The sequence below is a fragment of the Streptomyces fildesensis genome, assembly GCF_016107395.1.
GTDB classification, from domain to species: Bacteria; Actinomycetota; Actinomycetes; order Streptomycetales; family Streptomycetaceae; genus Actinacidiphila; species Actinacidiphila fildesensis.
In genome coordinates this window covers 312,463-337,397 of the sequence record NZ_JAAIKO010000005.1, presented here as the reverse complement: position 1 = coordinate 337,397, position 24,935 = coordinate 312,463, and the positions used below count along the sequence as shown (strand labels likewise).

25 protein-coding genes are annotated in these 24,935 nt (G+C 71.8%); 21 read left to right on the top strand and 4 right to left on the bottom strand.

What is annotated here, in order from left to right; translation table 11 throughout:
* The first annotated feature begins 28 nt into the window (after positions 1-28).
* The 4 genes from C6N31_RS11475 to C6N31_RS11460 all read left to right on the top strand — a co-directional run bounded on the left by C6N31_RS11475 (position 29) and on the right by C6N31_RS11460 (position 4,567).
* Complete coding sequence (locus tag C6N31_RS11475; protein ID WP_138352623.1) at positions 29-784, top strand: FadR/GntR family transcriptional regulator; 756 nt, start codon at positions 29-31, stop codon at positions 782-784.
* A 117-nt stretch (positions 785-901) separates the two neighbouring features.
* The gene (gene eat / locus C6N31_RS11470) at positions 902-2,401 is read left to right on the top strand and encodes an ethanolamine permease (protein WP_198357479.1); all 1,500 of its coding nucleotides are present in this window, start codon (positions 902-904) and stop codon (positions 2,399-2,401) included.
* A gap of 86 nt (positions 2,402-2,487) precedes the next feature.
* Positions 2,488-3,207, top strand: a complete 720-nt coding sequence (locus C6N31_RS11465) for a gamma-glutamyl-gamma-aminobutyrate hydrolase family protein (protein WP_138352621.1) — start codon at positions 2,488-2,490, stop codon at positions 3,205-3,207.
* A gap of 10 nt (positions 3,208-3,217) precedes the next feature.
* Positions 3,218-4,567 carry a replication-associated recombination protein A gene (locus tag C6N31_RS11460; protein ID WP_198357478.1) on the top strand — a complete coding sequence of 450 codons (1,350 nt, stop codon included), beginning with the start codon at positions 3,218-3,220 and terminating at the stop codon, positions 4,565-4,567.
* A gap of 34 nt (positions 4,568-4,601) precedes the next feature.
* Here the strand turns inward: C6N31_RS11460 and C6N31_RS11455 are convergent, their stop codons facing one another.
* Entirely contained in the window at positions 4,602-4,901 is a 300-nt protein-coding gene (locus C6N31_RS11455) for a YciI family protein (RefSeq protein ID WP_138352619.1), read from the bottom strand.
* Positions 4,902-4,911: 10 nt separating this feature from the next.
* Positions 4,912-5,640, bottom strand: coding sequence for a DUF2470 domain-containing protein (locus C6N31_RS11450; protein WP_198357477.1), 729 nt, complete (start codon positions 5,638-5,640; stop codon positions 4,912-4,914).
* A gap of 124 nt (positions 5,641-5,764) precedes the next feature.
* Between C6N31_RS11450 and rpsD the strand changes: the two genes are divergently transcribed.
* Entirely contained in the window at positions 5,765-6,376 is a 612-nt protein-coding gene (gene rpsD, locus C6N31_RS11445; RefSeq protein WP_138352618.1) for a 30S ribosomal protein S4, read from the top strand.
* Between the two features lie 22 nt (positions 6,377-6,398).
* Here the strand turns inward: rpsD and C6N31_RS11440 are convergent, their stop codons facing one another.
* Positions 6,399-8,549, bottom strand: coding sequence for an ATP-binding protein (locus tag C6N31_RS11440; protein ID WP_198357476.1), 2,151 nt, complete (start codon positions 8,547-8,549; stop codon positions 6,399-6,401).
* 182 nt (positions 8,550-8,731) lie between these two features.
* Between C6N31_RS11440 and C6N31_RS11435 the strand changes: the two genes are divergently transcribed.
* The 15 genes from C6N31_RS11435 (at position 8,732) to C6N31_RS11365 (ending at position 23,458) form a co-directional block, all read left to right on the top strand.
* The gene (locus C6N31_RS11435) at positions 8,732-9,166 is read left to right on the top strand and encodes a DUF948 domain-containing protein (RefSeq protein WP_138352616.1); all 435 of its coding nucleotides are present in this window, start codon (positions 8,732-8,734) and stop codon (positions 9,164-9,166) included.
* 6 nt (positions 9,167-9,172) lie between these two features.
* Positions 9,173-9,529 (top strand): DUF6167 family protein, encoded by a 357-nt coding sequence (locus tag C6N31_RS11430; protein ID WP_138352615.1) that lies wholly within the window; start codon positions 9,173-9,175, stop codon positions 9,527-9,529.
* Positions 9,529-12,198, top strand: coding sequence for an alanine--tRNA ligase (gene alaS / locus C6N31_RS11425; protein WP_138352614.1), 2,670 nt, complete (start codon positions 9,529-9,531; stop codon positions 12,196-12,198). Before C6N31_RS11430 ends, alaS begins: the two co-directional genes overlap by 1 nt.
* A gap of 2 nt (positions 12,199-12,200) precedes the next feature.
* A complete protein-coding gene (ruvX, locus tag C6N31_RS11420; protein ID WP_138352613.1) occupies positions 12,201-12,665 on the top strand; it encodes a Holliday junction resolvase RuvX in 465 nt (154 codons plus the stop codon).
* A gap of 120 nt (positions 12,666-12,785) precedes the next feature.
* The gene (gene mltG, locus C6N31_RS11415) at positions 12,786-14,597 is read left to right on the top strand and encodes an endolytic transglycosylase MltG (protein ID WP_198357475.1); all 1,812 of its coding nucleotides are present in this window, start codon (positions 12,786-12,788) and stop codon (positions 14,595-14,597) included.
* A complete protein-coding gene (locus C6N31_RS11410; protein ID WP_138352611.1) occupies positions 14,597-15,439 on the top strand; it encodes a shikimate dehydrogenase in 843 nt (280 codons plus the stop codon). The genes mltG and C6N31_RS11410 overlap by 1 nt, the downstream gene beginning before the upstream one ends.
* A 172-nt stretch (positions 15,440-15,611) precedes the next feature.
* Complete coding sequence (aroC, locus tag C6N31_RS11405) at positions 15,612-16,796, top strand: chorismate synthase (RefSeq protein WP_138352610.1); 1,185 nt, start codon at positions 15,612-15,614, stop codon at positions 16,794-16,796.
* Positions 16,793-17,308, top strand: a complete 516-nt coding sequence (locus tag C6N31_RS11400) for a shikimate kinase (RefSeq protein WP_138352609.1) — start codon at positions 16,793-16,795, stop codon at positions 17,306-17,308. Before aroC ends, C6N31_RS11400 begins: the two co-directional genes overlap by 4 nt.
* Positions 17,305-18,396, top strand: a complete 1,092-nt coding sequence (gene aroB, locus C6N31_RS11395; RefSeq protein ID WP_138352608.1) for a 3-dehydroquinate synthase — start codon at positions 17,305-17,307, stop codon at positions 18,394-18,396. Before C6N31_RS11400 ends, aroB begins: the two co-directional genes overlap by 4 nt.
* Positions 18,397-18,401: 5 nt before the next feature.
* Positions 18,402-18,842: a type II 3-dehydroquinate dehydratase gene (gene aroQ / locus C6N31_RS11390; RefSeq protein ID WP_138352722.1), complete on the top strand. Its 441-nt coding sequence runs from the start codon at positions 18,402-18,404 to the stop codon at positions 18,840-18,842.
* 136 nt (positions 18,843-18,978) lie between these two features.
* A complete protein-coding gene (locus tag C6N31_RS11385) occupies positions 18,979-19,677 on the top strand; it encodes an AAA family ATPase (RefSeq protein ID WP_138352607.1) in 699 nt (232 codons plus the stop codon).
* Between the two features lie 69 nt (positions 19,678-19,746).
* The gene (locus tag C6N31_RS11380; RefSeq protein WP_138352606.1) at positions 19,747-20,856 is read left to right on the top strand and encodes an aminopeptidase P family protein; all 1,110 of its coding nucleotides are present in this window, start codon (positions 19,747-19,749) and stop codon (positions 20,854-20,856) included.
* Between the two features lie 53 nt (positions 20,857-20,909).
* Complete coding sequence (gene efp / locus C6N31_RS11375; protein WP_138352605.1) at positions 20,910-21,476, top strand: elongation factor P; 567 nt, start codon at positions 20,910-20,912, stop codon at positions 21,474-21,476.
* 1 nt (position 21,477) lies between these two features.
* The gene (gene nusB, locus C6N31_RS11370) at positions 21,478-21,903 is read left to right on the top strand and encodes a transcription antitermination factor NusB (protein WP_138352604.1); all 426 of its coding nucleotides are present in this window, start codon (positions 21,478-21,480) and stop codon (positions 21,901-21,903) included.
* A gap of 94 nt (positions 21,904-21,997) precedes the next feature.
* Positions 21,998-23,458 carry a pyridoxal phosphate-dependent decarboxylase family protein gene (locus C6N31_RS11365; protein ID WP_198357474.1) on the top strand — a complete coding sequence of 487 codons (1,461 nt, stop codon included), beginning with the start codon at positions 21,998-22,000 and terminating at the stop codon, positions 23,456-23,458.
* A 116-nt stretch (positions 23,459-23,574) separates the two neighbouring features.
* Here the strand turns inward: C6N31_RS11365 and bldD are convergent, their stop codons facing one another.
* Positions 23,575-24,075: a transcriptional regulator BldD gene (gene bldD, locus C6N31_RS11360; RefSeq protein ID WP_138352602.1), complete on the bottom strand. Its 501-nt coding sequence runs from the start codon at positions 24,073-24,075 to the stop codon at positions 23,575-23,577.
* Between the two features lie 237 nt (positions 24,076-24,312).
* Between bldD and pyrR the strand changes: the two genes are divergently transcribed.
* Entirely contained in the window at positions 24,313-24,885 is a 573-nt protein-coding gene (pyrR, locus tag C6N31_RS11355) for a bifunctional pyr operon transcriptional regulator/uracil phosphoribosyltransferase PyrR (RefSeq protein ID WP_138352601.1), read from the top strand.
* The last annotated feature ends 50 nt before the right edge of the window (positions 24,886-24,935 follow it).

The window sequence follows — 24,935 nt, the reverse complement described above, 5'->3', positions numbered from 1 at the left end:
GAACCATTGATTGGGAAGGGGCCCGCGCATGAGTGAGCAGCAAATCTCCGCGGATCCGCTCGCCTCGGTGCTACGGCCGGTCCGCGGCGGCAATGGTTTCGAGGAGGCGCTGGAGCAGGTGCTCCAGGTCGTCCGGCTCGGTCTGGTGCCCGACGGCGAGCGGCTGCCCGCCGAGCGCGAACTGGCCGAACGGCTGCGGATCAGCCGCGTCACCCTGCGCGAGGTACTGAAGGTCCTGCACGAGCAGGGGCTGGTCGAGACCCGCCGCGGCCGGCACGGCGGCACCTTCGTCCGCAACCGCCCGCCGTCCCACGGCGCGGGCCGGGCGGACGCGGAGAACGAACTGCGGCGCAGGGCGGCCGGACTGGGCACCGGCGGCCTGGACGACGTGCTGCGCTTCCGCGAGGTCCTGGAGGTCGGGGCGGCCGGTCTCTGCGCCCGCACCGAACTGACCGGGGAGCAGACGGACCTGCTGCGCCGCCGGCTGCGCGAGACGGGCGACGCGCCCACCGCAGACTACCGGCGCGCCGACACCCTGCTGCACCTGGCCATCGCCGAGCTCTGCGGCTCCCCTTCGCTGGTCACGCAGTACGCCGCGGTGCGCGCCCAGGTCAACGAACTCCTGGACTGCATCCCCATCCTGGTACGCAACCTCGAACACTCGCAGGGCCAGCACACCGCGCTGGTCGAGGCCATTCTCGACGGCGAGGAGGAGGCCGCGGCGGCGGTGATGCGCGAGCACGCCGAGGGCACCGCGGCCCTGCTGCGCGGCTTCCTCGCCTGACCCCGCCGTGGCCGGCGAACCGGCCGGCCGGTCCCTGCCGGGGGCTTGCGCATCTCCGCGACAGCCGTAAAGGTATGCGTTCAAACCTTTACCCCTCGTCCCGTACGGGAGTGACGCATGCCCCAGCCCGGCGATTCACCGTTCCCAACAGGCAGCACGGCAGGCAGCACGGCGACGGCGACCCCGCCCGGCGCCCCGCCCGGCGGCGACGACTACCTGGAGCGCCGCACCCTGCGCCGCGGCACCGCGGGCTGGCTGCTGCTCACCGGACTCGGCGTCGCCTACGTCGTCTCGGGCGACTACTCCGGCTGGAACTTCGGCCTGCGCGAGGGCGGTTTCGGCGGACTGGCCATCGCCACCGCCCTGATGGGCCTGATGTACACCTGCCTGGTCTTCTCGCTCGCCGAGATGTCCTCGGTGCTGCCCACGGCCGGCGGCGGCTACGGCTTCGCCCGCCGCGCCCTCGGACCCTGGGGCGGCTTCCTCACCGGTACCGCCATCCTCATCGAGTACGTGCTCGCGCCCGCCGCCATCGCCACGTTCATCGGTGCCTACGTCGAGTCCCTCAACCTCTTCGGGCTCACCTCCGGCTGGCCGGTCTTCCTCGCCTGCTTCGTGATCTTCATCGGCGTGCATCTGTGGGGCGTCGGCGAGGCGCTGCGGTTCAGCTTCGTCGTCACCGCCGTCGCCGTCCTCGCGCTGGTGGTCTTCGCCGTCGGAGCCCTCGGCTCCTTCGACGCGAGCCGGCTCAACGACATCAAGGTGACCGACGCGGTCGGCGCCGGATCCTGGCTGCCCTTCGGCCTGATGGGGATCTGGGCCGCGTTCCCCTTCGGAATGTGGTTCTTCCTGGGCGTCGAAGGCGTTCCGCTCGCCGCCGAGGAGACCAAGGACCCGGTGAAGAGCCTGCCCAGGGCCATGGCGCTCTCCATCGGCATCCTCGTGGTGCTCGCCGTCATCACCCTGCTTCCGACGGTCGGAGCGGGCGGCGCCGACGCGCTCAAGGAGTCCGGGAACCCGCTGGTCGAAGCGCTGCAGACGGCCAACGGCGGGAAGTCCTCCGCACTGAGCCAGATCGTCAACTACGCGGGTCTCGCCGGTCTGGTCGCCTCGTTCTTCTCGCTCATCTACGCCGGATCGCGGCAGCTGTTCGCCCTGTCCCGGGCCGGCTATCTGCCCCGCTTCCTCTCCCTGACCAGCAAGCGCAAGGCCCCGTACCTGGGGCTGGTGGTCCCCGGCACCATCGGCTTCGTCCTGGCGGCGGCCAACGCCGACGACGGGTCCAAGGTCCTGAACATGGCGGTCTTCGGCGCGGCGGTCAGCTACGTCCTCATGGCGCTGTCGCACATCGTGCTGCGGCTGCGCGAGCCCGCCCTGCACCGGCCCTACCGCACCCCCGGCGGCATCGTCACCTCCGCCGTCGCCTTCGTGCTCGCCGTCGCGGCCGTGGTCGCCACGTTCCTGGTCGACATCGACGCGGCCCTCACCGCGCTCGCCGTCTACGCCGTGGCCATCGCCTACTTCGCCCTCTACAGCCGCAAGCGGCTGGTCGCCTCCGCCCCCGAGGAGGAGTTCGCGGCACTGGCCGCCGCCGAGGCCGAGCTGGCACGGGACTGACGGCCGCCGCGCGACACCCGCGCGGCTCCGGACGCCCGGCAGCCGTCCGCGCCACAATCGACCCCGTCATCCAGGAGGATCAGTTCATGCCCGAGCAGCCGCTGGTCGGCGTCACGACCTATCTCGACACCGCCAGGTGGGGCGTCTGGGAGACCAGCGCCGTACTCCTGCCGGAGGTCTACCCCCGCATGGTCCGCGCCGCGGGCGGCATCGCCGCGCTGCTGCCGCCGGACGATCCCGACGTCGCGGCCGCGGCGGTCGCCAGGATGGACGCCGTCATCGTCGCCGGCGGCCCCGACGTCGAACCCTCGCTCTACGGGGAACCGCGCCATCCGCGCACCGGGCCGCAGGCGCGCGAGCGCGACCGGTGGGAACTGGCGGTGCTGCGGGCCGCGATCGACTCCGGCACACCCGTCCTGGCCGTGTGCCGCGGGATGCAGCTGCTGAACGTGCTGTGCGGCGGGACGCTCGTCCAGCACCTCCCGGAGCAGGTCGGCCACGACGGGCACGCCGTCACGCCGGGGGTCTTCGGCGACCACGTCGTGACACCGGTGCCGGGCACCCTGCTGGCCCGGATCACCCCGGCCCCGGAGAAGGTGCCGACCTACCACCACCAGGCCGTCGGCTCGCTCGGCGCCGGTCTGACGGTGAGCGCGTACGCCGAGGACGGCACCGTGGAGGCGGTCGAGCTGCCCGGGCCCGGCTTCGCGCTGGGCGTGCAGTGGCACCCCGAGATGGGCTCCGACCCGCGGCTGGTGCGGGCGCTGCTGGCCGCGGCAGGAGGCGCTGTCACACCCGTGCCATAGGCTCGGACGAATGGAGCCCGACCTGTTCACCGCAGCTGCCGAGGAACGCCAGGAGAGGGAGCCGGGCAACAGCCCGCTCGCCGTGCGGATGCGTCCGCGCGTCCTGGACGAGGTGGTCGGCCAGCAGCATCTGCTCAAGCAGGGAGCACCGCTGCGCCGGCTCGTCGGCGAGGGCAGCGGCGGCCCGGCGGGGCCGTCCTCGGTGATCCTGTGGGGCCCGCCCGGCACCGGCAAGACGACGCTCGCGTACGTGGTCAGCAAGGCCACCAACAAGCGCTTCGTCGAGCTCTCGGCGATCACCGCGGGCGTCAAGGAGGTCCGCGCGGTCATCGAGAGCGCCAAGCGGCAGTCCGGCGGCTACGACCGGGAGACGGTGCTCTTCCTGGACGAGATCCACCGCTTCAGCAAGGCGCAGCAGGACTCGCTGCTGCCGGCCGTCGAGAACCGCTGGGTCACCCTGATCGCGGCCACCACCGAGAACCCGTACTTCTCGATCATCTCCCCGCTGCTGTCCCGCTCGCTGCTGCTCACCCTGGAGCCGCTCACCGACGAGGACCTGAGCGGAGTGCTGCGCCGGGCGCTGACCCACGAGCGCGGTCTCGGCGGCGCCGTCACTCTCCCCGCCGACTCCGAGGCCCATCTGCTGCGCATCGCGGGCGGGGACGCACGGCGGGCCCTGACCGCCCTGGAGGCGGGCGCCGGCGCGGCCATCGCCAAGGGCGAAGCGGAGATCACCCTCAGCACGCTGGAGGAGTCCGTCGACCGGGCCGCGGTGAAGTACGACCGGGACGGCGACCAGCACTACGACGTGGCGAGCGCCCTGATCAAGTCCATCCGGGGCTCGGACGTGGACGCCACGCTGCACTATCTGGCGCGCATGATCGAGGCGGGGGAGGACCCCCGCTTCATCGCCCGCCGGCTGATGATCTCGGCGAGCGAGGACGTCGGCATGGCCGACCCCATCGCGCTGCAGACCGCGGTCGCCGCCGCGCAGGCCGTCGCGATGATCGGCTTCCCCGAGGCGCGCATCATCCTGTCGCAGGCCGCGATCGCGCTCGCCCTGGCGCCGAAGTCCAACGCGGCGTACATGGCGATCGACGCGGCGCTCGCCGATGTGCGCAAGGGCCTGGCGGGGCCGGTGCCGCCGCATCTGCGCGACGGGCACTACAAGGGCGCGGCCAAGCTCGGCCACGCGCAGGGCTACCAGTACCCGCACGATCTGCCCGGCGCCATCGCCGCCCAGCAGTACGCCCCCGACGAGATCCACGGCCGCCGCTACTACGAGCCCACCCGCTACGGTGCGGAGGCCCGGTACGCCGACATCCTCGACCGCGTCCGGGAACGCCTGTCGGGGGAGTGACCCCGCCGGCAGGGCGAAGTGGCCGGGCCCGTGATCAGACCGGCAGTTCCTGGCGGTACTCCGCCATCGCCGGCACCGTCTTCGTGGCCAGGAACTCGGTGATCCGGTAGGCGCAGACCCCCGCGGTGACGAACGGGTCGCCGGAGACGATCTCCTCGATCGCCGCCCGGTCCCGGGCCACCGCGAGGATCACCCCGCCCTCGCGCGGCTCCTTGCGGCCCGAGGCCAGGAAAGCCCCGGCCGCGTACTGCAGGTCCAGCCAGCCGACGTGATCGGCGAGGACGGCGTCGACCTGCTCCACGGGGGCGGTGTACGTGATGTCGAGTACGAACATGAAGGTCAGGCTACGCCCCGTGAAGATCGTCCGCGGAGGCGCGGGCCGCGTCGAAGAGGGTGTGCATCGTGTGGTGCAACTCCTCGTGGCCGCGCACCGGTTCGGGGAAGTCGAAGCGCGCGTCGAAGCTGCCGTCGGGGTCGGTGAAGCGGACCCGCAGCCCGAAGCGGTCCAGCGCCACCGGCACCGCCGTCCGGGTGCCGGCGCACTCGGGGCCCCGTCCGCCGTAGCCGCCGACGAGCCCGCACAGCCACCCCACCTGGTCCTCGTGCGCGGCGGCCAGGTGCTGGAGCAGCTCGGACTCGTGGGCCGCCAGCGGGTCGGCGGTGGCGTCGGCGAACTCGTCGGGTTCCACCTGCTCCGCGCCCCACAGGTCGTCCACGGACGCCTCGCCGACCTCCAGCCGGAGCAGCGCGGTGCCGGGCACGACCGGTTCGTCGCGCACCGGCGTCAGCCAGCCCGCGATCCAGGCCCGCCCGCGGATCCGGTACGGCACCGAGACCGGTGCGACGTCCGTGATCTCCAGCACAGCGGTCAGCTCGTCGGCCTCGGCGTGGGTGGCGGCCCGCACGGCCGGGGAATCCACCGGGAACAGCAGGAACACGTCGCCCTCGGGGCCGACGCTGCGCATCTCGGGGACCATCTGACCGGGCAGTACGGGGTCCAGCCCGGGAATGACCAGGACAGCCGACGGGTTACCCTCGACTAGAGTTCGCGCGCGTTCGGCTGCCGATGGCATCCGGAGCGCATCGTCCACGTCGGGGCGCGGCTGACCGTGCGCAGGCATGGGGTTCCCGGGTCGAATCATGCGATCTCCTCAGCTAAGGTAAGCCTTACCTAATTTACATGGAGGATCGTTCCACGTGAACCAGTCGCGTCCCAAGGTCAAGAAGTCGCGTGCGCTCGGCATCGCGCTGACCCCGAAGGCAGTCAAGTACTTCGAGGCCCGCCCCTACCCGCCCGGCGAGCACGGTCGCGGTCGCAAGCAGAACAGCGACTACAAGACCCGTCTGCTCGAGAAGCAGCGTCTGCGTGCCCAGTACGACATCAGCGAAACGCAGATGCGCCGTGCCTACGACCGCGCTCGGAAGGTCGACCTCAAGACAGGCGAAGCGCTGATCATCGAGCTGGAGCGCCGTCTGGACGCGCTCGTCCTGCGGGCCGGTCTGGCCCGCACCATCTACCAGTCCCGGCAGATGGTCGTGCACGGTCACATCGAGGTCAACGGCCGCAAGGTCGACAAGCCCTCCTTCCGCGTGCGCCCCGACGACGTCGTCATGGTCCGCGAGCGCAGCCGCGAGAAGACCCCGTTCCAGGTCGCCCGTGAGGGTGGCTGGGCCGGCGAGGGCGAGACGCCGAAGTACCTGCAGGTCAACCTGCAGGCCCTGGCCTTCCGCCTGGACCGCGACCCGAACCGTCGCGAGATCCCGGTGATCTGCGACGAGCAGCTCGTCGTCGAGTACTACGCCCGCTGATCCAGCGAGAGCCCCCGTACTCTCAGCCCGCCGTCTCCCCGCCGCCCACGGCAGGGGAGGCGGCGGGTTCGTGCGTACGGGGGCCGGCCACCCGCGCCACCGTGCCGAGCCGCTCAGGCGGCTGCTCCGCCGGCAGCTCGCGCAGCGCCCGTGCCACCGCCGCGTCCAGGCCGAACCGCGCGCCCTCAGCCAGCCCCGCCTCATAGGCGGCATCGCCCAGGGCGGTCCTGGCCCGCTTCTCGCACAGCTCGTGCGGCGCGTTGAAGAACTGCGAGCCGAACAGCCGCAGGCCCACCGAGCGCCAGAGCCGGCCGGCCGCGCCCTGCAGCACCGCCGCCTCGTACGGCGCGCCCTCGCCCTCGGTGATCAGCGCCAGCAGCTCGATGGCGAGCACCGCGCCGACCAGGTCGTGGAAGGCGTGGTCGATGACCAGGCACTCCTCGACCAGTTCCCGGGCGGTGGCCGGGTCCCCGCCGAGCCAGGCCGCGTACCCCAGTACATAGAGCGCGTAGGCCAGCGCCCAGCGCTCACCGTGGTCGCGGCAGATGTCGCGGACCTCCTCGCTCAGCGCCACCGCCCGCTCCAGATCGCCCCGGAAGGCGACCGCCATCGCCAGCTCGACCTGCGCCATCAGCACATTGCTGTTGAGCTCGCCGATCTCGCGGTAGGCGTCCAGCGCCGCCCCGATCAGCTCCTCGGCCCTGACCATGTCGTCCGACAGCAGCGCGAGGCATCCCAGCCGGTGCACCGCGTACGCCGAGGCCGGCGCGTTGCCCGTCAGCGCGGCCTCGTCGCGGCACTCCTGCAGCACGCCGAGCGCGCACACCGGATCGCCCTGCAGCACGGCCACATACCCGTACACCCACATCGCCTTGGCCCGCGCCTCGGCGTGCGAGGTCTCCAGCTCCAGCGCTCTGGCCAGCCAGAGCCGGCCCTCGGACAGCCGGCCGCAGCCCACCCAGTAGAACCAGAGGGTGGCCGCGAGGTACTGGCCCACGTGCGGATCCTCGGCGCCGCTGAGGCTGAACTCCAGCGCCAGCCGCAGATTGGGCAGATCCGTCTCGACCCGGGCGGCGACCTCGGCCTGCCGGGGGCTGAACCAGTCCAGCTCGCACCAGGTGGCCAGCCCGAGGTACCAGTCGCGGTGCCGGCGCTGCATGCGCTCCGTGTCGTCCAGCGCCTCCAGCCAGCCGGCGCCGTACTCGCGGACGGTCTCCAGCATCCGGTATCCGACGCCCGCCTCGCAGGCCACCACCGACTGCGCCACCAGCTGGGCGACCGTCTCCATGACGTCCTCGGCGGGCAGATCGGGACTGGAGCACACGTACTCCGCGGCCTCCAGGTCGAACAGTCCGGCGAAGACCGAGAGCCGGGCCCACAGCAGCCGCTGGGCGGGCGTGCACAGTTCGTGGCTCCAGCCGATCGCGGTCCGCAGTGTGTGATGCCGGGTCGGCGCGCTGGGGTCGCCGCCCGTCAGCAGCCGGAAACGGTCGTCGAGGCGCTGCAGCACCTGGCCCACCGAGAGCGCCCGCAGCCGGCCCGCCGCCAGTTCCAGCGCCAGCGGAATGCCGTCCAGCCGCCGGCACAGCTCCACCGTGGCCTCCTGGTCGGCCGCGGTGACCGTGAAGCCCGGCAGCACGGCGGCCGCCCGGTCGGCGAACAGCCGGACGGCGTCACCGTCCGCGGCCGCCGCGGGCAGCGGCGCCAGCGGGACGGTGTGCTCGCCGGTGATGCCCAGCGGCCGGCGCGCGGCGGCCAGCACCCGCAGCCCGGGCGCCCGGCGCAGCAGTTCCGCGACGAGTTCCGCGCACTCCCGCACCACATGCTCGAAACCGTCCAGCACCAGCAGCAGTTCACGTTCGGCCAGTTCCTCGGCGAGCACGGTCCGCGGCGGCCGTCCGGTGTGGTCGGCCAGCTTCAGCGCCTCGGCCAGGCTGTGTTCCAGCAGCTCCGCGTTGTACAGGGCGGACAGCTCCACGAGCCACACCCCGTCGGGGAACCTGCCGGCCACCTGCCGTGCCGTCCGCACCGCCAGCCGGGTCTTGCCGACGCCGCCGACCCCGGTGATGGTGACCAGCCGCGCCTGCTCCAGCAAACCGGCGAGGGCCGAGAGTTCGGCGGCCCGCCCGACGAAGCTGTTCAGCTCGGCGGGGAGGTTTCCCGCAGTGTCCATGGTCTACGGAGAGTACGGGGTGGTAAGCGGAACGTACAATCACGCCACCTCCGGGGGCCCGGGGCACTACCCTGCGACGCTGCCGCCGCGCCGGGAATGCGGTACGAACGCCGAGGCCGGGCGCGATAGGGTCGGTAGCTGATTGTTGTTGTGAAGTGGTGACGGTGAGGGAGCGCAGCAACGTGTCCGGTGGAGAGGTGGCCGGCCTGATCGTGGCCGTCTTCTGGGCGATCCTGGTGTCGTTCCTGGCGGTGGCGCTCGTCCGGCTGTCCCAGACGCTCAGGAAGACCACCGAACTGGTCGCGAACGTCACCGAACAGGCCGTTCCGCTGCTCGGCGAGGCGACCTCGGCGCTCCGCTCCGCGCACACCCAGCTGGACCGGGTCGACACGATCACCGCGGACGTCGCCGAGGTGACCGCCAACGCCTCCGCGCTCTCCTCGACGGTGGCCTCCACCTTCGGCGGGCCGCTGGTGAAGGTCGCCGCCTTCGGCTACGGGGTGCGGCGCGCGGTCGGCCTGCAGGCCAAGGGCGCGGGGAAGACCCGCACCGTCGTGGTCGGCAAGGCGCTGCCGGCCGCCCGGCGCGGCAGCCGACGCAACCGTTCGAAGGGCTGACACACCATGTTCCGCCGCCTGTTCTGGTTCTTCACCGGCGCCGCCGCGGGCGTCTGGGCCACCACCAAGGTCAACCGCGCGGTGCGCAGGCTCTCCCCGGACAGCCTCGCCGCGACGGCGGCCGACAAGGCGCTCGAAACCGGCGCCCGCCTGCGGCTCTTCGCCCAGGACGTGCGCGCCGGGATGACCGAGCGCGAGATCGAACTCAAGGACGCGCTGGGCCTGGAGGCCGCCGAGGGAGACCTCCCCGGGCAGCGCCGGGCCGAACTCGACGCACCGCAGCCGCTCCCGCAGCAGTCACACCCCCAGAAGTCCTACAAGCAGTCGCACAAGCAGTCGTACAACCGGAAGGACAATCACTGATGGAGTCGGCAGAAATCCGCCGCCGCTGGCTGCGCTTCTTCGAGGAGCGCGGGCACACGGTCGTGCCCTCGGCGTCCCTCATCGCCGACGACCCGACGCTGCTGCTGGTCCCGGCGGGCATGGTCCCGTTCAAGCCGTACTTCCTCGGCGAGGTCAAGCCGCCCTTCGAGCGCGCCACCAGCGTGCAGAAGTGCGTGCGGACGCCCGACATCGAAGAGGTCGGCAAGACCACCCGGCACGGCACGTTCTTCCAGATGTGCGGCAACTTCTCCTTCGGCGACTACTTCAAGGAAGGCGCCATCACGTACGCCTGGGAGCTGCTCACCAGCTCCGTGGCGGACGGCGGCTACGGCCTGGAGCCCGAGAAGCTCTGGGTCACCGTGTACCTGGACGACGACGAGGCCGAGCGCATCTGGCGCGAGGTCGTGGGCGTCCCCGCCGAGCGGATCCAGCGCCTGGGCAAGGCCGACAACTACTGGTCCATGGGCGTCCCCGGACCGTGCGGACCCTGCTCCGAGATCAACTACGACCGGGGCCCGGCGTTCGGCGAGGAGGGCGGCCCGGCCGTCAACGACGAGCGCTACGTGGAGATCTGGAACCTGGTCTTCATGCAGTACGAGCGCGGCCCCGGCCAGGGCAAGGACGACTTCGAGATCCTCGGCGAGCTGCCGTCGAAGAACATCGACACCGGCCTCGGCCTCGAACGCCTCGCGATGATCCTGCAGGGCGTGCAGAACATGTACGAGACCGACACCCTGCGCGTGGTGATGGACACGGCCACCGAACTCACCGGTGTCCGGTACGGCGCCGACCACGGCACCGACGTCTCGCTGCGCGTCGTCGCCGACCACATGCGCACCTCCGTGATGCTCATCGGCGACGGGGTCACCCCCGGCAACGAGGGCCGCGGCTACGTGCTGCGCCGCATCATGCGCCGCGCCATCCGCAACATGCGGCTGATGGGCGCCACCGGGCCGGTCGTCGGCGAGCTCGTGGACACCGTCATCAAGACGATGGGCGAGCAGTACCCGGAGCTGGTCACCGACCGCAAGCGCATCGAGACCGTCGCCCTCTCCGAGGAGGTCGCCTTCCTCAAGGCGATCAGCGGCGGCACCAACATCCTGGACTCCGCCGTCAGCGAGACCAAGGCCGCCGGCGGCACCGTCCTCTCCGGCGACAAGGCGTTCCTGCTGCACGACACGTGGGGCTTCCCGATCGACCTCACCCTCGAAATGGCCTCCGAGCAGGGCCTGTCGGTGGACGAGGAGGGCTTCCGCCGGCTCATGAAGGAGCAGCGGGACCGCGCCAAGGCCGACGCCCGCGGCAAGAAGCAGGGCCACGCCGACCTCTCGGCCTACCGTGAGGTCGCCGACCGCTCCGGCACCACCGAGTTCACCGGCTACAGCTCCAACCAGAACGAGGCCACCGTCGTCGGACTGCTCGTCGACGGTGTCCCGTCGCCGGCCGCCCACGAGGGCGACGAGGTCGAGATCGTCCTGGACCGCACCCCGTTCTACGCCGAGGGCGGCGGCCAGCTCGCCGACACCGGCCGGATCAGGATCGACACCGGCGCGATCATCGAGATCCGCGACGTGCAGCAGCCGGTGGCCGGCGTCAGCGTGCACAAGGGCGTCGTCCAGGTCGGCGAGGTCACCCTCGGCGCCGGCGCGCTCGCCCAGATCGACCTGGTGCGCCGCCGGGCCATCGCCCGCGCGCACAGCGCGACGCACCTCACGCACCAGGCGCTGCGGGACGCGCTCGGCCCCACCGCCGCCCAGGCCGGTTCCGAGAACTCCCCGGGGCGCTTCCGCTTCGACTTCGGCTCGCCCGCCGCCGTACCCGGCACGGTGCTCACCGACGTCGAACAGAAGATCAACGAGGTGCTCGCCCGGGAGCTCGACGTGACCGCCGAGGTCATGAGCATGGAAGAGGCCAAGAAGCAGGGCGCCATCGCCGAGTTCGGCGAGAAGTACGGCGACCGGGTCCGCGTGGTCACCATCGGCGACTTCTCCAAGGAGCTGTGCGGCGGTACGCACGTCGGCAACACCGCCCAGCTCGGGCTGGTCAAGCTGCTCGGTGAGTCGTCCATCGGCTCCGGAGTGCGCCGGGTCGAGGCGCTGGTCGGGGTGGACGCGTACAAGTTCCTGGCCCGTGAGCACACGGTCGTCGCGCAGCTCACCGAGCTGGTGAAGGGCCGTCCCGAGGAGCTGCCCGACAAGATCTCGGGCATGCTCGCCAAGCTCAAGGACGCGGAGAAGGAGATCGAGCGGTTCCGCGCCGACAAGGTCCTGCAGGCAGCGGCCGGACTGGCGCAGGGCGCCCAGGACATCAAGGGCGTGGCCCTGGTCACCGGCACCGTGCCGGAGGGCACCGGCGCCGACGACCTGCGCAAGCTCGTCCTGGACGTGCGGCAGCGCATCGGGGGCGGCCGGGCCGCCGTCGTCGCGCTGTTCACCGTGGCCAACGGCCGCCCGCTCACCGTCATCGCCACCAACGAGGCCGCTCGCGAGCGCGGTATCAAGGCCGGTGAACTCGTCAGGTCCGCCGCCAAGACCCTCGGTGGTGGCGGCGGCGGCAAGGACGACGTCGCGCAGGGCGGCGGCCAGAACCCGGCCGCCGTGGACGAGGCCGTCGCCGCGGTCCAGCGCCTGGTCGAAGAGAAGGCCTGACGGTGCGCAGAGGCAGGCGTATCGCCGTCGATGTCGGGGATGCCCGGATCGGGGTCGCCTCGTGCGACCCCGACGGGGTCCTCGCGACACCGGTCGAGACGGTTCCGGGGCGGGACGTCCCGGCGGCGCTGCGCCGCCTCGCGGCGATCATCGAGGAGTACGAGCCGATCGAGGTCGTCCTGGGGCTGCCGCGCTCGCTGAGCGGGAACGAGGGTCCCGCGGCGGTCAAGGTCCGGGCGTTCGCGCAGGATGTGGCAAAAATCATCGCGCCCGTCCCGGTGCGGCTGGTGGACGAGCGGATGACCACGGTCACCGCCACCCAGGGCCTGCGGGCATCGGGCGTCAAGGCCAAGAAGGGCCGTGCGGTGGTCGATCAAGCAGCCGCGATCGTCATCCTGCAGAGCGCCCTCGAGACCGAACGGGTGTCGGGGAAACCAGCGGGGGAGAGCGTCGAAGTGGTCATCTGATCGCGGTACGGTAACGTTCCGCGCGACACGGCGGCGCCACTTGGCGCCGCCCGTTTCGCAAGGGGCGGCCAGTTCCGAGGATGCGATCGCCCCGCGTACCGACGCGTACCAAGGGGATCGATGACTGACTATGGCCGGGGCTCCGGCTCCGAACCGTGGCATCCCGAGGACCCGCTCTTCGGTGACCAGGGGTACCAGCAGCAGCCGCGCCAGCCGCAGCCGCAGGACGACTGGGACCCCTACGCCACCGGGCAGCAGCCGCAGTACCCGTACAACGGTCAGCAGGCTCCCCAGCAGCAGTACCCCCCGCAGCAGCAATACCCCCAGAACCAGCAGCAGAACCCCCAACAGCAGCAATACCCGCAGAATCCGCAACAGCAGCAGTACCCCCAGCAGGAGCAGTACCCGCAGCAGGGGTACCCCCAGCAGCAACAGCAGTACCCGCAGCAGCAGCAGCAGCAACAGCACCTCCAGCAGGGCCAGCAACAGGGCCAGCAGCAGCAGCAACAGCACCTCCAGCAGGGCCAGCAACAGGGCCAGCAGCAGTACAACGACTGGGACACCTCCGGGGGTTCGTCCGCCCCGTACGGTGCCAACCCCGGCGATCCCTACGGCGGCCAGCCGCCGGCCGATCCCTACGGCTCCCAGCAGCCCGACTTCTACGGCCAGGGCGGCTACCCGCCCCCGCAGCAGCCGCAGCACCGGCAGCCGCCGGAGCAGCAGCCCCAGCAGCCGATGCGGTCCGCCCCTGACAACACCGGCGACTGGGAGGCCGAGTCCGAGCCCGAGACGCACGCCTTCTTCGCCGACGGCACGGACGAGGAAGAGCCGGACGACGACACCCCGGCCGGCCGCGGCGGCCGCAAGCGCGGCGGCAAGGGCGGCAAGAAAGAGGGCAAGAAGCGCCGCAGCGGCTGCGCCTGCCTGGTCGTCCTGCTGGTCCTCGGCGGCGGCGTCGGCGGTGCCGGCTACTTCGGCTACCAGTTCTACGAGAGCCACTTCGGCGCGGCACCCGACTTCTCGGGCGAGGGCACCGGAGACGTGCAGGTCACGATCCCCAAGGGCTCGACGCTCACGGACATGGGCAACATTCTCAAGACCGCCGGCGTGGTCAAGAGCGTCGACGCCTTCACCGCGGCGGCCGGCAAGAATCCCAAGGGCAAGAGCATCCAGGCCGGCATTTTCCTCCTCCACGAGGAGATGTCGGCCGCGGCGGCGGTCACGATGATGACCGACCCGACCAAGCAGAGCGCCATCATCATTCCCGAGGGGCTGCGGGCCACCGAGATCTACGCCGCCATCGACAAGCGGCTGAGCATCAAGGCGGGCACCACACAGGCCGCCGCCAAGGGCGCCGACCTGGGCCTGCCCGCCTGGGCGCAGGGCAATGTCGAGGGCTTCCTCTTCCCGTCGAGGTACAGCGTCGGCAAGGCCACCAAGCCGCTCGACCTGCTCAAGCAGATGGTCGCGCAGGCCCAGAGCGAGTACAAAAAGGACAACATCGAGGAAGAGGCGAAGAAGGTCCACAAGACGCCGCTGCAGATCGTCACCATCGCCAGCCTCATCCAGGCCGAGGCGCAGGAGGACGAGGAGTTCGGCAAGGTCTCGCGGGTCATCTACAACCGCCTCGACAAGGACATGGCGCTGGGCTTCGACTCGACGATCAACTACGCCATGGGCCGCTCCACGCTGAACACGTCCACCAAGGACACCAAGTTCCCGTCGCCGTACAACACCTACCTCCACAAGGGCCTGCCGCCCGGTCCGATCGGCAACCCGGGACACCAGGCGATCGACGCGGCGCTGCACCCGACGACGGGCAACTGGCTGTACTTCGTCACGGTCAAGAAGGGCGACACGCGCTTCACCGACAGCTACACGGAGCACCAGAAGAACGTCCAGGAGTTCAACAAGAACAAGGGCACCGGCTGATGAGTGCACCACGCCGGGCCGGAGTCCTCGGCTCGCCGATCTCCCACTCGCTCTCACCGGTGCTGCACCGGGCCGCGTACGCCGAGCTCGGTCTCACCGGCTGGCGCTACGACCCCTTCGAGGTGGGTGAGGCGGCGCTGCCCGGCTTCCTGGCCGGGGTCCGGGACGGCACGGGGGAGCCGGGCAGCTGGGCCGGGCTGTCGCTGACGATGCCGCTCAAGCGCGCGGTCATCCCGCTGCTGGACGAGGTCAGCGCCACCGCGGCCTCCGTCGAGGCCGTCAACACCGTGGTCTTCACCGCGGACGGCCGGCTGACCGGCGACAACACCGACATCCCGGGAATCGCCGCCGCGCTGCGCGAACACGGTGTGACGAGCGTGGAGTCCGCGGTGGTGCTCGGCGCCGGGGCGACCGCCTCGTCCGCGCTGGCCGCGCTCGCCCGGATCTGCGCCGGCGAGGTCACCGTGTACGTGCGCAGCGCCGCGCGCGCCGCCGAGATGCGCGAGTGGGGCGAACGGCTGGGCGTGCGGGTGCGCACCGAGGACTGGGGCGACGCGGCGAAGGCGTTCGAGGCACCGCTGGTGATCGCCACCACCCCGGCGGGCGCCACCGACGGCCTCGCCGAGTTCGTGCCGGAGCGGCCGGGCGCGCTCTTCGACGTGCTGTACCACCCGTGGCCGACCGCCCTCGCGGCCGCCTGGACGGCCCGCGGCGGCGAGGTCGTCGGCGGCCTCGACCTCCTGGTGCACCAGGCCGTGCTCCAGGTCGAGCGGATGACCGGCCGGACTCCCGCACCGCTCGCGGCGATGCGCGCCGCCGGCGAGGCGGCACTGGGTGTCTGACACCGGCGGCGTCCACCCGTTCTGAGCCCGCCGCGCCGCCACGTCCACAACCTGGACCGGAGGCGGGACGTCCGCCCCGGCCGTGGGAGGATCGGTGGTGGCGGGCCAGGGCCGCGCACCCGGCCGTGCCGTTGAATTTCGGACGTTCGAGGCGCGAGCAAGAGGAGCACCGTTGAGCAGGTTGCGCTGGCTGACCGCGGGGGAGTCGCACGGCCCCGCACTCGTCGCGACGCTGGAGGGGCTGCCCTCCGGCGTACCCGTCACCACGGCGATGGTGGCGGACGCGCTGGCGCGCCGGCGGCTGGGTTATGGCCGCGGTGCCCGGATGAAGTTCGAGCAGGACGAGGTCACCTTCCTCGGCGGCGTACGGCACGGCCTGACCATGGGCAGCCCGGTCGCGATCATGGTCGGCAACACCGAGTGGCCCAAGTGGGAACAGGTCATGGCGGCCGACCCCGTCGACCCGGAGATCCTGGCCGGTCTGGGGCGCAACGCGCCGCTGACCCGCCCGCGCCCCGGCCACGCGGACCTCGCCGGTATGCAGAAGTACGCGCTGGACGAGGCCCGGCCGATCCTGGAGCGCGCCAGCGCCCGGGAGACCGCCGCCCGCGTCGCGCTGGGCGCCGTCGCCCGCTCCTACCTCAAGGAGACGACGGGCATCGAGATCGTCAGCCATGTCGTCGAACTGGCCGCGGCCAAGGCCCCGTACGGGGTCGTGCCGGTGCCCGCCGACGAGGCCCGCCTCGACGCCGACCCGGTGCGCTGCCTGGACTCCGACGCGAGCGACGCGATGGTCGCCGAGATCGACCAGGCCCACAAGGACGGCGACACCCTGGGCGGAGTCGTCGAGGTGCTGGCGTACGGCGTTCCCGTCGGACTCGGCAGCCACGTCCACTGGGACCGCCGGCTCGACGCGCGGCTGGCCGCCGCCCTGATGGGCATCCAGGCGATCAAGGGCGTCGAGGTCGGCGACGGCTTCGGGCTGGCCCGGGTGCCGGGTTCGCAGGCGCACGACGAGATCGTGCCCAGCCCCGAGGGCATCCGCCGCTCCACCGGCCGCTCCGGCGGCACCGAGGGCGGGATGAGCACCGGTGAGCTGCTGCGGGTCCGGGCGGCGATGAAGCCGATCGCGACGGTGCCGCGCGCCCTGGCCACCGTCGACGTCACCACCGGTGAGGTCGCCGCGGCCCATCACCAGCGCTCGGACGTCTGCGCGGTGCCGGCCGCCGGGATCGTCGCGGAGGCCATGGTCGCGCTGGTGCTCGCCGACGCGGTCGCGGAGAAGTTCGGCGGCGACTCGGTGGGCGAGACCCGGCGCAACGTCCAGGGGTACCTCGAGAACCTGGCGATCCGTTGACCGGGCCGCTGGTCGTCCTCGTCGGCCCGCCCGGTGCGGGCAAGACCACCGTCGGCATGCTGCTCGCGGCCCGGCTCGGCACCACCTACCGGGACACCGACGCGGATGTCGCGCAGACGGCGGGCAAGTCCATCCCGGAGATCTTCATCAACGACGGTGAGGACCACTTCCGGCAGCTCGAACTGGCCGCGGTCACCGACGCCCTCGCCGAGCACACCGGCGTACTGGCGCTCGGCGGCGGAGCGATCATGTCGCCGGTCGCCCGCAGCCTGCTGCGCGGCCGCCCGGTGGTCTTCCTGGACGTCGGAGTCAACGACGCCGTCAAGCGGGTCGGGCTGGACGCCCCACGCCCGCTGCTCGCCGTCGCCCCGCGCCAGCAGTGGCGCGAGCTGATGGAGAAGCGCCGTCCGCTGTACACCGAGGTCGCCCGCGCGGTCGTCTCCACCGACGACCGCACCCCCGAGGACGCTGCCGAAGCGGTCCTCGACGCACTGGAGTTGAAGGACGCATGAGCGAGAACCCCACCCGTATCGCGATCGCCGGCACCGCGGGTACGGAACCCTACGAGGTGCTGGTCGGACGCCAGCTGCTGGCCGAGCTGCCCGCCCTCATCGGGCCGGCCGCCAAGCGGGTCGCGGTCCTGCACCCGGAGGCGCTCGCCGCCACCGGCGAGGCGCTGCGCGCTGACCTCGCCGAGCAGGGCTTCGAGGCCATCGCGATCCAGCTGCCGAACGCCGAGGAGGCCAAGACCGTCGAGGTCGCCGCCTACTGCTGGAAGGCGCTGGGCCAGACCGGCTTCACCCGCACCGACGTGATCGTCGGCGTCGGCGGCGGAGCCACCACGGACATCGCCGGCTTCGTGGCGGCGACCTGGCTGCGCGGAGTGCGCTGGATCGCCGTCCCCACCACCGTGCTGGGCATGGTGGACGCGGCGGTCGGCGGGAAGACCGGCATCAACACCGCCGAGGGCAAGAACCTGGTCGGGGCGTTCCACCCGCCGACCGGGGTGCTGTGCGACCTCGCGGCGCTGGACTCGCTGCCGCCCAACGACTACATCAGCGGCCTCGCCGAGATCATCAAGGCCGGCTTCATCGCCGACCCGGTGATCCTGGACCTGATCGAGGCCGACCCGGCCGGGGCCCGTACGCCGCAGGGCGAGCACACCGCCGAGCTGATCGTGCGCTCCATCCAGGTCAAGGCCGACGTGGTCTCCGCCGACCTCAAGGAGAGCGGCCCGCGCGAGATCCTGAACTACGGCCACACCCTGGCGCACGCCATCGAGAAGAACGAGCGCTACAACTGGCGGCACGGCGCCGCGGTCTCCATCGGCATGGTCTTCGCCGCCGAGCTGGGCCGGCTGGCCGGCCGGCTGGACGACGCGACCGCCGACCGGCACCGCACCGTCCTGGAGTCGGTGGGGCTGCCGCTGACCTACCGCGGGGACCAGTGGCCGAAGCTGCTGGACACCATGCGCGTCGACAAGAAGTCCCGCGGTGACCTGCTGCGCTTCATCGTGCTGGACGGGCTGGCCAAGCCCACCGTCCTGGAGGGCCCGGACCCGGCGGTCCTGGTGGCCGCCTACGCGGAGGTCTCCAAGTGACCGGGGTGAGCGGCCGCGTCCTGGTGCTGAACGGGCCGAACCTCGGCCGGCTCGGCTCCCGCGAGCCCGACGTGTACGGCGCCACCTCGTACGCCGGGCTCGTCGAGGCCTGCACCACCCTCGGCAAGGAGCTCGGCTTCGACGTCGAGGTCCGCGAGACCAACGACGAGGGCGAGCTGATCCGCTGGCTGCACGAGGCGGCCGACGGCCGGATCCCGGTCGTCATCAACCCCGGCGCGTTCACCCACTACTCGTACGGGATCCGGGACGCGGCGGCCCAGCGCACCGCTCCGCTCATCGAGGTGCACATCTCGAACCCGTACACCCGTGAGGAATTCCGCCACACCTCGGTCATCGCGGCCGTCTCCACCGGTACCGTCGCCGGCTTCGGCATCGGCTCCTACCGGCTGGCGCTGCGCGCCCTGGCGGAGGAGATCACCGGCTGACATCGCCGTCCGGGCACCTGTGCCGCTCCCCGGCCGTTCACACAAGAGCCTCCGGGGACGGTACGGTTCGGTTCGAACGGCCTGTTCCCGGCCGTCACGGAAGCAGAACCTCCGGCACGAGATGGAGTGGGACGGGATGCAGCACGCTGTGGGGGCACCGCAGCCCGGCCGGCCGGGACCTCAGCCGGCCCCCAGCACCACCGGCCACTTCCCCCTGCCTGCCGCCGGCCCGGTCCAGCTGCCCGCCGCTTCCGGCGGCTCGCCGCCGGGCGGCGGCCCGGGGCCCGTGGCGGTCCTGCTGATCGGCGCGGCCGGGGCCGGCAAGACCACCATCGCCCGGCACTGGGCGGACAACCGCGGCGTACCGACCGCCCACATCAGCCTCGACGACGTCCGCGAGTGGGTCCGCTCCGGTTTCGCGGACCCGCAGGCCGGCTGGAACGAGCACTCCGAGGCCCAGTACCGGCTGGCCCGCCGCACCTGCGGCTTCTCGGCCCGGAACTTCCTGGCCAACGGCATATCGTGCATCATCGACGACGCGGTCTTCCCGGACCGGCCGGTCGTCGGCCTCGGTGGCTGGAAGCGGCACGTCGGCCCCGGCCTGCTGCCGGTCGTCCTGCTCCCGGGCCTGGACGTGGTGTTGGCCCGCAACGCCGCGCGCAACGGGAACCGGCGGCTGTCCGACGAGGAGGTCGCCCGGATCCACGGCCGGATGGCCGGCTGGTACGGATCAGGACTGCCGATCATCGACAATTCGCAGCTCGACGTGGTCGCGGCGGCCGCGGCCCTGGACCGGGTCGTGGCCCGCAGCGTCCAGGGCCCGCCCGTCTGGTAGCCCGGCGGGCCGTCCCCGGTCGGACGCGCTCGGGCGGCCCCCCGGACGGCCCGCACGTACGCTCGCGACATGTCCGACGTGCACGCAGCCCGCAGAGAGCGCCTGCGCGACCGATGCGCGGCGTCCGGAGCGGCGGCGGCGCTGGTCTCCCGCCCCGCGAACGTCCGCTATCTGACCGGCTGCGCGCCGGCCGGCGCGGTCCTGCTGATCGGCCCCGGCGACCAGGACGCGCTGGTCCGCAGCCGCCCCGCGGTCGGGGACCTGTCCGAGGCGCAGCCGCCGGAGGACGTACGGACCGTGGTCCTGGCCCGGTCGGACGGCGATCCGGTGGTGGCCGCCGCCGGACTGGTCCTCGACCGGCGGGGCGACACGCTGGCCGTCGAGGAACACCACCTCACGGTCAGCCGGCACCGGGCGATCGGCTCGGTCGCGCCAGGCCTGCGGCTGACCGACCTCCGCGGGGCCGTGGAACAGCTGCGGGTGGTCAAGGACGAGCAGGAGATCGCCTCGATCCGGATCGCCGCCGAACTCGCCGACCAGGCGCTCGGCGAGCTGCTGGAGTCGATCCTGGTCGGCAGGACCGAGCGGCACCTCGCGCTGGAACTGGAGCGCCGGCTGGTCGACCACGGCGCGGACGGTCCGGCCTTCCCCACCTGTGTGGGCACCGGGCCGCACTCGGGGGCCGCGCGGCACGTCCCCACCGACCGGCGCGTCGAGGAGGGCGACTTCCTCACCGTCCGGCTCGGCGCCTGCTACCGCGGATACCGCTGCGAGGTCGGCCGCACCTTCGTCGTGGGGACTTCTCCCGCCGACTGGCAGATCGAGCTGTACGAGCTGGTCTTCGCCGCCCAGCGGGCCGGCCGGGAGGCGCTCGCACCCGGTGTGGCCTGCCGTGATGTGGACCACGCGGCACGCTCCGTACTGGCCGCCGCGGGCTACGGGGAGGCCCTCGGAGAGGTGACGGGACACGGCGTGGGACTCGAAATCGACGAGGACCCTCGGCTGTCACCTGCGGCCATGGGTAAACTGGACGCTTGCGTGCCGGTCACCGTCGAACCGGGGGTCCACCTTCCGGGCCGCGGCGGTGTCCGCATCGACGACACACTCGTCGTACGTCCACCGACGGACGGCGGGCCCGAGCTACTCACCATTACGACCAAGGAACTGCTCGCCCTGTAAAAGGGCGCGCCCCCTCGGTCTCCGAAGCTGCACTTTCAGGAGATTCCGCAACCGTGGCATCCACGAACGACCTCAAGAACGGCCTCGTGCTCAAGCTCGACGGCGGCCAGCTCTGGACCGTTGTCGAGTTCCAGCACGTCAAGCCCGGCAAGGGCCCCGCCTTCGTCCGCACGAAGCTCAAGCACGTGCTGTCCGGCAAGGTCGTCGACAAGACCTTCAACGCCGGCATCAAGGTCGAGACGGCCAACGTCGACAAGCGCGGTATGCAGTTCTCCTACAAGGACGGCACCGACTTCGTCTTCATGGACACCGACACCTTCGACCAGGTGTACATCACCCCCGAGGTCGTCGGCGACGCCGCCAACTACCTCCTCGAAGGCTTCGAGGCCGTCGTGGCGATGTACGAGGGCGCTCCGCTCTACATCGAGCTCCCGGCCTCCGTCGAGCTGGTCATCGAGTACACCGAGCCGGGTGTCCAGGGCGACCGGTCCACCGGTGGCTCCAAGCCGGCCCGGCTCGAGACCGGCTACGAGATCGGCGTTCCGCTCTTCATCACCACCGGTGAGAAGATCAAGGTCGACACCCGTTCGGGTGACTATCTCGGCCGGGTGAACAGCTAACGTGGCTGCTCGGAACAAGGCCCGCAAGCGTGCCTTCCAGATCCTCTTCGAAGCGGATCAGCGGGGTGTCGACCCGAAGACCGCCATGGCGGACTGGATCCGGCTCGCCCGGACCGACGACCGGCAGCCGCCGGTCACCGAGTACACCATGCAGCTGGTCGAGGGGTACGCCGCCAACGCGCCCCGCATCGACGAGCTGCTCGCGACCTACTCGGTGGGCTGGACGCTGGACCGGATGCCGGTCGTCGACCGGAACGTCCTGCGGCTCGGCACCTATGAGCTGATCTGGGAGGACGAGACCCCGGACGCGGTCGTGCTGGACGAGGCGGTCCAGCTCGCCAAGGAGTTCTCCACCGATGAGTCGCCCGCCTTCGTCAACGGGCTGCTGGCCCGTCTGAAGGACCTCAAGCCGACTCTCCGGCGATAGCGTCACCCGCACCGACCAGGCCCGGAGCAGAAGCTGAACAATCTTCTGCTTTGGGCCTGGTGCGTTTCCCGGACGGTGGCCTAGTTTCGCTGGCATGTCCGATCAGGAGACCGATCAGGAGATCATCGACCGGCTGACGGCGCTGCGGTCCCAGGACCTGCCGGTGCGCGGCGGCCGCACCATGGCGTACGTCTACGACTCCGGGCTGGACGGTCTCGACGACCTCGCGGAGCGCGCCCAGGCGGCCTTCGCCGGGGTCAACGGCCTGGACATGACGGCCTTTCCCAGCGTGGTGGCCCTGGAGAACGACATCGTCGGCCGGGTCGCCGGACTGCTCGGCGGGGACGACAGGACAGCCGGCACCTTCACCAGCGGCGGTACCGAGAGCTGTCTGCTCGCCGTGCTGACCGCCCGGAACCACGCCCGCCGCACCCGGGGCGTCACCGCCCCGGAACTCGTGCTGCCCGCCACCGCCCACGCGGCCTTCCGCAAGGCCGCCGCGCTCTTCGGCCTGACCGTCGTCACGGTCCCGGTGGACCCGGTGACGTTCCGGGCCCGCCCGGAGGCCATGGCGGCCGCCACCACCGACCGGACGGCCCTGGTGGTGGCCTCGGCACCGTCCTACGCCCACGGGGTGATCGATCCGGTCACCGAGATCGCCGCCGCGGCGGCCGGGCGCGGGGTGCTGTGCCATGTCGACGCCTGCATCGGCGGCTGGTACCTGGCGCACCTGCCCAGGACGCTGCCCCGGCCGCCCGCGTTCGACCTGGCGGTGCCGGGCGTCACGTCGCTCTCGGTGGACCTGCACAAGTACGCGTACACCCCCAAGGGCGCCTCGGTGCTGCTCTTCCGGGACGCCGAGCTGCGCCGGCACGGCTGGTTCGCGGACGCCTCATGGCCCGGCTACCCGGTGGTCAACGCGACGCTCCAGGGCACCAAGTCCGCCGGGCCGCTGGCCGCCGCCTGGGCGGTCCTGCGGCGGATCGGCCCCTCGGCCTACGCCGAGCTCTCCGGGCGCGTGCACGAGGCGGTACAGGCCCTCGTCGGGGGCATCGGCCGAATCGACGGGCTGCGGGTGCTGGGCAGCCCGCAGGCGTCGCTGGTCGCCGTGGCCTCCGACGACCCGGGGCTGGACCCCTTCGTCGTCGCCGACGAGATGCGGCTGCGCGGGTGGTTCCTGCAGCCGCAGCCCGCCTTCGGCGGCTCCCCGCCCAATCTGCATCTGACCGTCACGGCCGTGGTGGCGTCCCCCGGGCGGATCGCCCTGCTGCTGGAGGAGCTCGGCGGCGCCGTACGGCGGGCCCGTGACCTCGGCCCGGCCACCGTCGACGAAGGGCTCGCCGGGCTCGCCGCCCAGCTCGATCCCGACACGCTCGGCCCCGAGGAGGTCGCTCTGGCCCTCCAGCTCGCCGGCATTTCCGACGACGGGGCGCTCCCGGAGCGGATGGCCCCGGTGCTGGCGGTGCTGCAGGCACTGCCGCCCCGGCTGACCGAACGGCTGCTGCCGGAAGTCATCGGCCGGCTCTACCGGGCGCGGACTGCGCCGTACGAGTGACGGAGACCGCCGCGGGCCCGTTCCGGGCTCCGGGGCAAACAGAACCGCCCGGGGCGGTGTCCCTGCGGACACCGCCCCGGGCGGTACGTTTCTGCACTTGTGTTTGACAGCCGTTTTCAGCCGTCTTCGTGCTGAACCGCGCGGCGCGCGTCGGCGTCGAGGACGCCCCAGCCGATGAGCTGCTCGGTGAGGACCGACGGCGACTGGTCGTAGATCACGGCCAGCGTGCGCAGGTCGTCCTGGCGGATCGACAGCACCTTGCCGTTGTAGTCCCCGCGCTGGCTCTGGATGGTGGCGGCGTAGCGCTGCAGCGGACCGGCCTTGTCCGGCGGGACCTGGGACAGTCGCTCCAGGTCCAGGACAAGCTTCGGCGGCGGCTCGGCGGCCCCGCCCGGCGTGGTGCCGGGCAGCAGTTCCTGGACCGGCACTCCGTAGAAGTCCGCCAGCTCGGCGAGTCGCTGTACGGTCACGGCGCGGTCGCCACGCTCGTACGAGCCGACGACGACGGCCTTCCAGCGGCCCTGGGACTTCTCCTCGACGCCGTGAAGGGAGAGACCCTGCTGCGTGCGGATGGCGCGGAGCTTGGCTCCGAGCTGTTTGGCGTAATCGCTGGACATAAGGCTCCCCGGACGGAATCTCGGTGACTCACTGTGAGGTTACGCAGCGTAATTTGACTTCGTCAAGCCGAATGGTCCGGACCGGTCTCCCTGTACTGCACGAGCGTCCGATTCGTACCGGTGTGCCTATCGTGCGGGTGACCGCCCGAGAACGCGACCTGCGCGCCTGGTAACGTGAGGCTGTATCCCTGGCGTCCTTTAAGACCCGTCCTGTGAGGCGGGGAAGGAGAGCCCTTCATGGCTGAAGACCGCAGTACATCCGCACGCCCGGTGCTCGAAGCACCGGACATGGCCCGGGTCCTGACCCGCATCGCCCACGAGATCGTCGAACGCGCCAAGGGCGCCGACGACGTGGTGCTCCTCGGCATTCCCACCCGCGGTGTCTTCCTCGCCCGCAGACTGGCCGACAAGCTCGCCGACATCACCGGCCGCAAGGTCCCGGTCGGGTCGCTCGACATCACCATGTACCGCGACGACCTGCGGCTGCACCCGGCCCGCGCGCTGGCCCGCACCGACATCCCCGGTGACGGCGTCGACGGCCGGCTGGTGATCCTCGTCGACGACGTGCTCTTCTCGGGCCGCACGATCCGCGCCGCCCTCGACGCGCTCAATGACATCGGCCGGCCGCGAGCCGTACAGCTCGCCGTCCTGGTCGACCGCGGCCACCGCGAACTCCCGATCCGGGCCGACTACGTCGGCAAGAACCTCCCCACCTCGCTGCGCGAGACCGTCAAGGTCCACCTCACCGAAGAGGACGGCCGTGACACGGTCCTCCTCGGCGTGCGCGAGGGCTCCCCGGCGGACGAATAGCGCAAGCACGACCCGGACCCCTGTGTGGTCCGGGCCCACGAGCATGCCCT

Excerpts from the sequence above, each read along its gene's own strand:
- C6N31_RS11475 (WP_138352623.1), top strand. The coding sequence starts at position 29 with ATGAGTGAGCAGCAAATCTCCGCGGATCCGCTCGCCTCGGTGCTACGG.
- eat (WP_198357479.1), top strand. The coding sequence starts at position 902 with ATGCCCCAGCCCGGCGATTCACCGTTCCCAACAGGCAGCACGGCAGGC.
- C6N31_RS11465 (WP_138352621.1), top strand. The coding sequence starts at position 2,488 with ATGCCCGAGCAGCCGCTGGTCGGCGTCACGACCTATCTCGACACCGCC.
- C6N31_RS11460 (WP_198357478.1), top strand. The coding sequence starts at position 3,218 with ATGGAGCCCGACCTGTTCACCGCAGCTGCCGAGGAACGCCAGGAGAGG.
- C6N31_RS11455 (WP_138352619.1), bottom strand. The coding sequence starts at position 4,901 with ATGTTCGTACTCGACATCACGTACACCGCCCCCGTGGAGCAGGTCGAC.
- C6N31_RS11450 (WP_198357477.1), bottom strand. The coding sequence starts at position 5,640 with ATGCCATCGGCAGCCGAACGCGCGCGAACTCTAGTCGAGGGTAACCCG.
- C6N31_RS11440 (WP_198357476.1), bottom strand. The coding sequence starts at position 8,549 with ATGGACACTGCGGGAAACCTCCCCGCCGAGCTGAACAGCTTCGTCGGG.
- C6N31_RS11430 (WP_138352615.1), top strand. The coding sequence starts at position 9,173 with ATGTTCCGCCGCCTGTTCTGGTTCTTCACCGGCGCCGCCGCGGGCGTC.
- alaS (WP_138352614.1), top strand. The coding sequence starts at position 9,529 with ATGGAGTCGGCAGAAATCCGCCGCCGCTGGCTGCGCTTCTTCGAGGAG.
- mltG (WP_198357475.1), top strand. The coding sequence starts at position 12,786 with ATGACTGACTATGGCCGGGGCTCCGGCTCCGAACCGTGGCATCCCGAG.
- C6N31_RS11410 (WP_138352611.1), top strand. The coding sequence starts at position 14,597 with ATGAGTGCACCACGCCGGGCCGGAGTCCTCGGCTCGCCGATCTCCCAC.
- aroB (WP_138352608.1), top strand. The coding sequence starts at position 17,305 with ATGAGCGAGAACCCCACCCGTATCGCGATCGCCGGCACCGCGGGTACG.
- C6N31_RS11385 (WP_138352607.1), top strand. The coding sequence starts at position 18,979 with ATGCAGCACGCTGTGGGGGCACCGCAGCCCGGCCGGCCGGGACCTCAG.
- C6N31_RS11380 (WP_138352606.1), top strand. The coding sequence starts at position 19,747 with ATGTCCGACGTGCACGCAGCCCGCAGAGAGCGCCTGCGCGACCGATGC.
- C6N31_RS11365 (WP_198357474.1), top strand. The coding sequence starts at position 21,998 with ATGTCCGATCAGGAGACCGATCAGGAGATCATCGACCGGCTGACGGCG.
- bldD (WP_138352602.1), bottom strand. The coding sequence starts at position 24,075 with ATGTCCAGCGATTACGCCAAACAGCTCGGAGCCAAGCTCCGCGCCATC.
- pyrR (WP_138352601.1), top strand. The coding sequence starts at position 24,313 with ATGGCTGAAGACCGCAGTACATCCGCACGCCCGGTGCTCGAAGCACCG.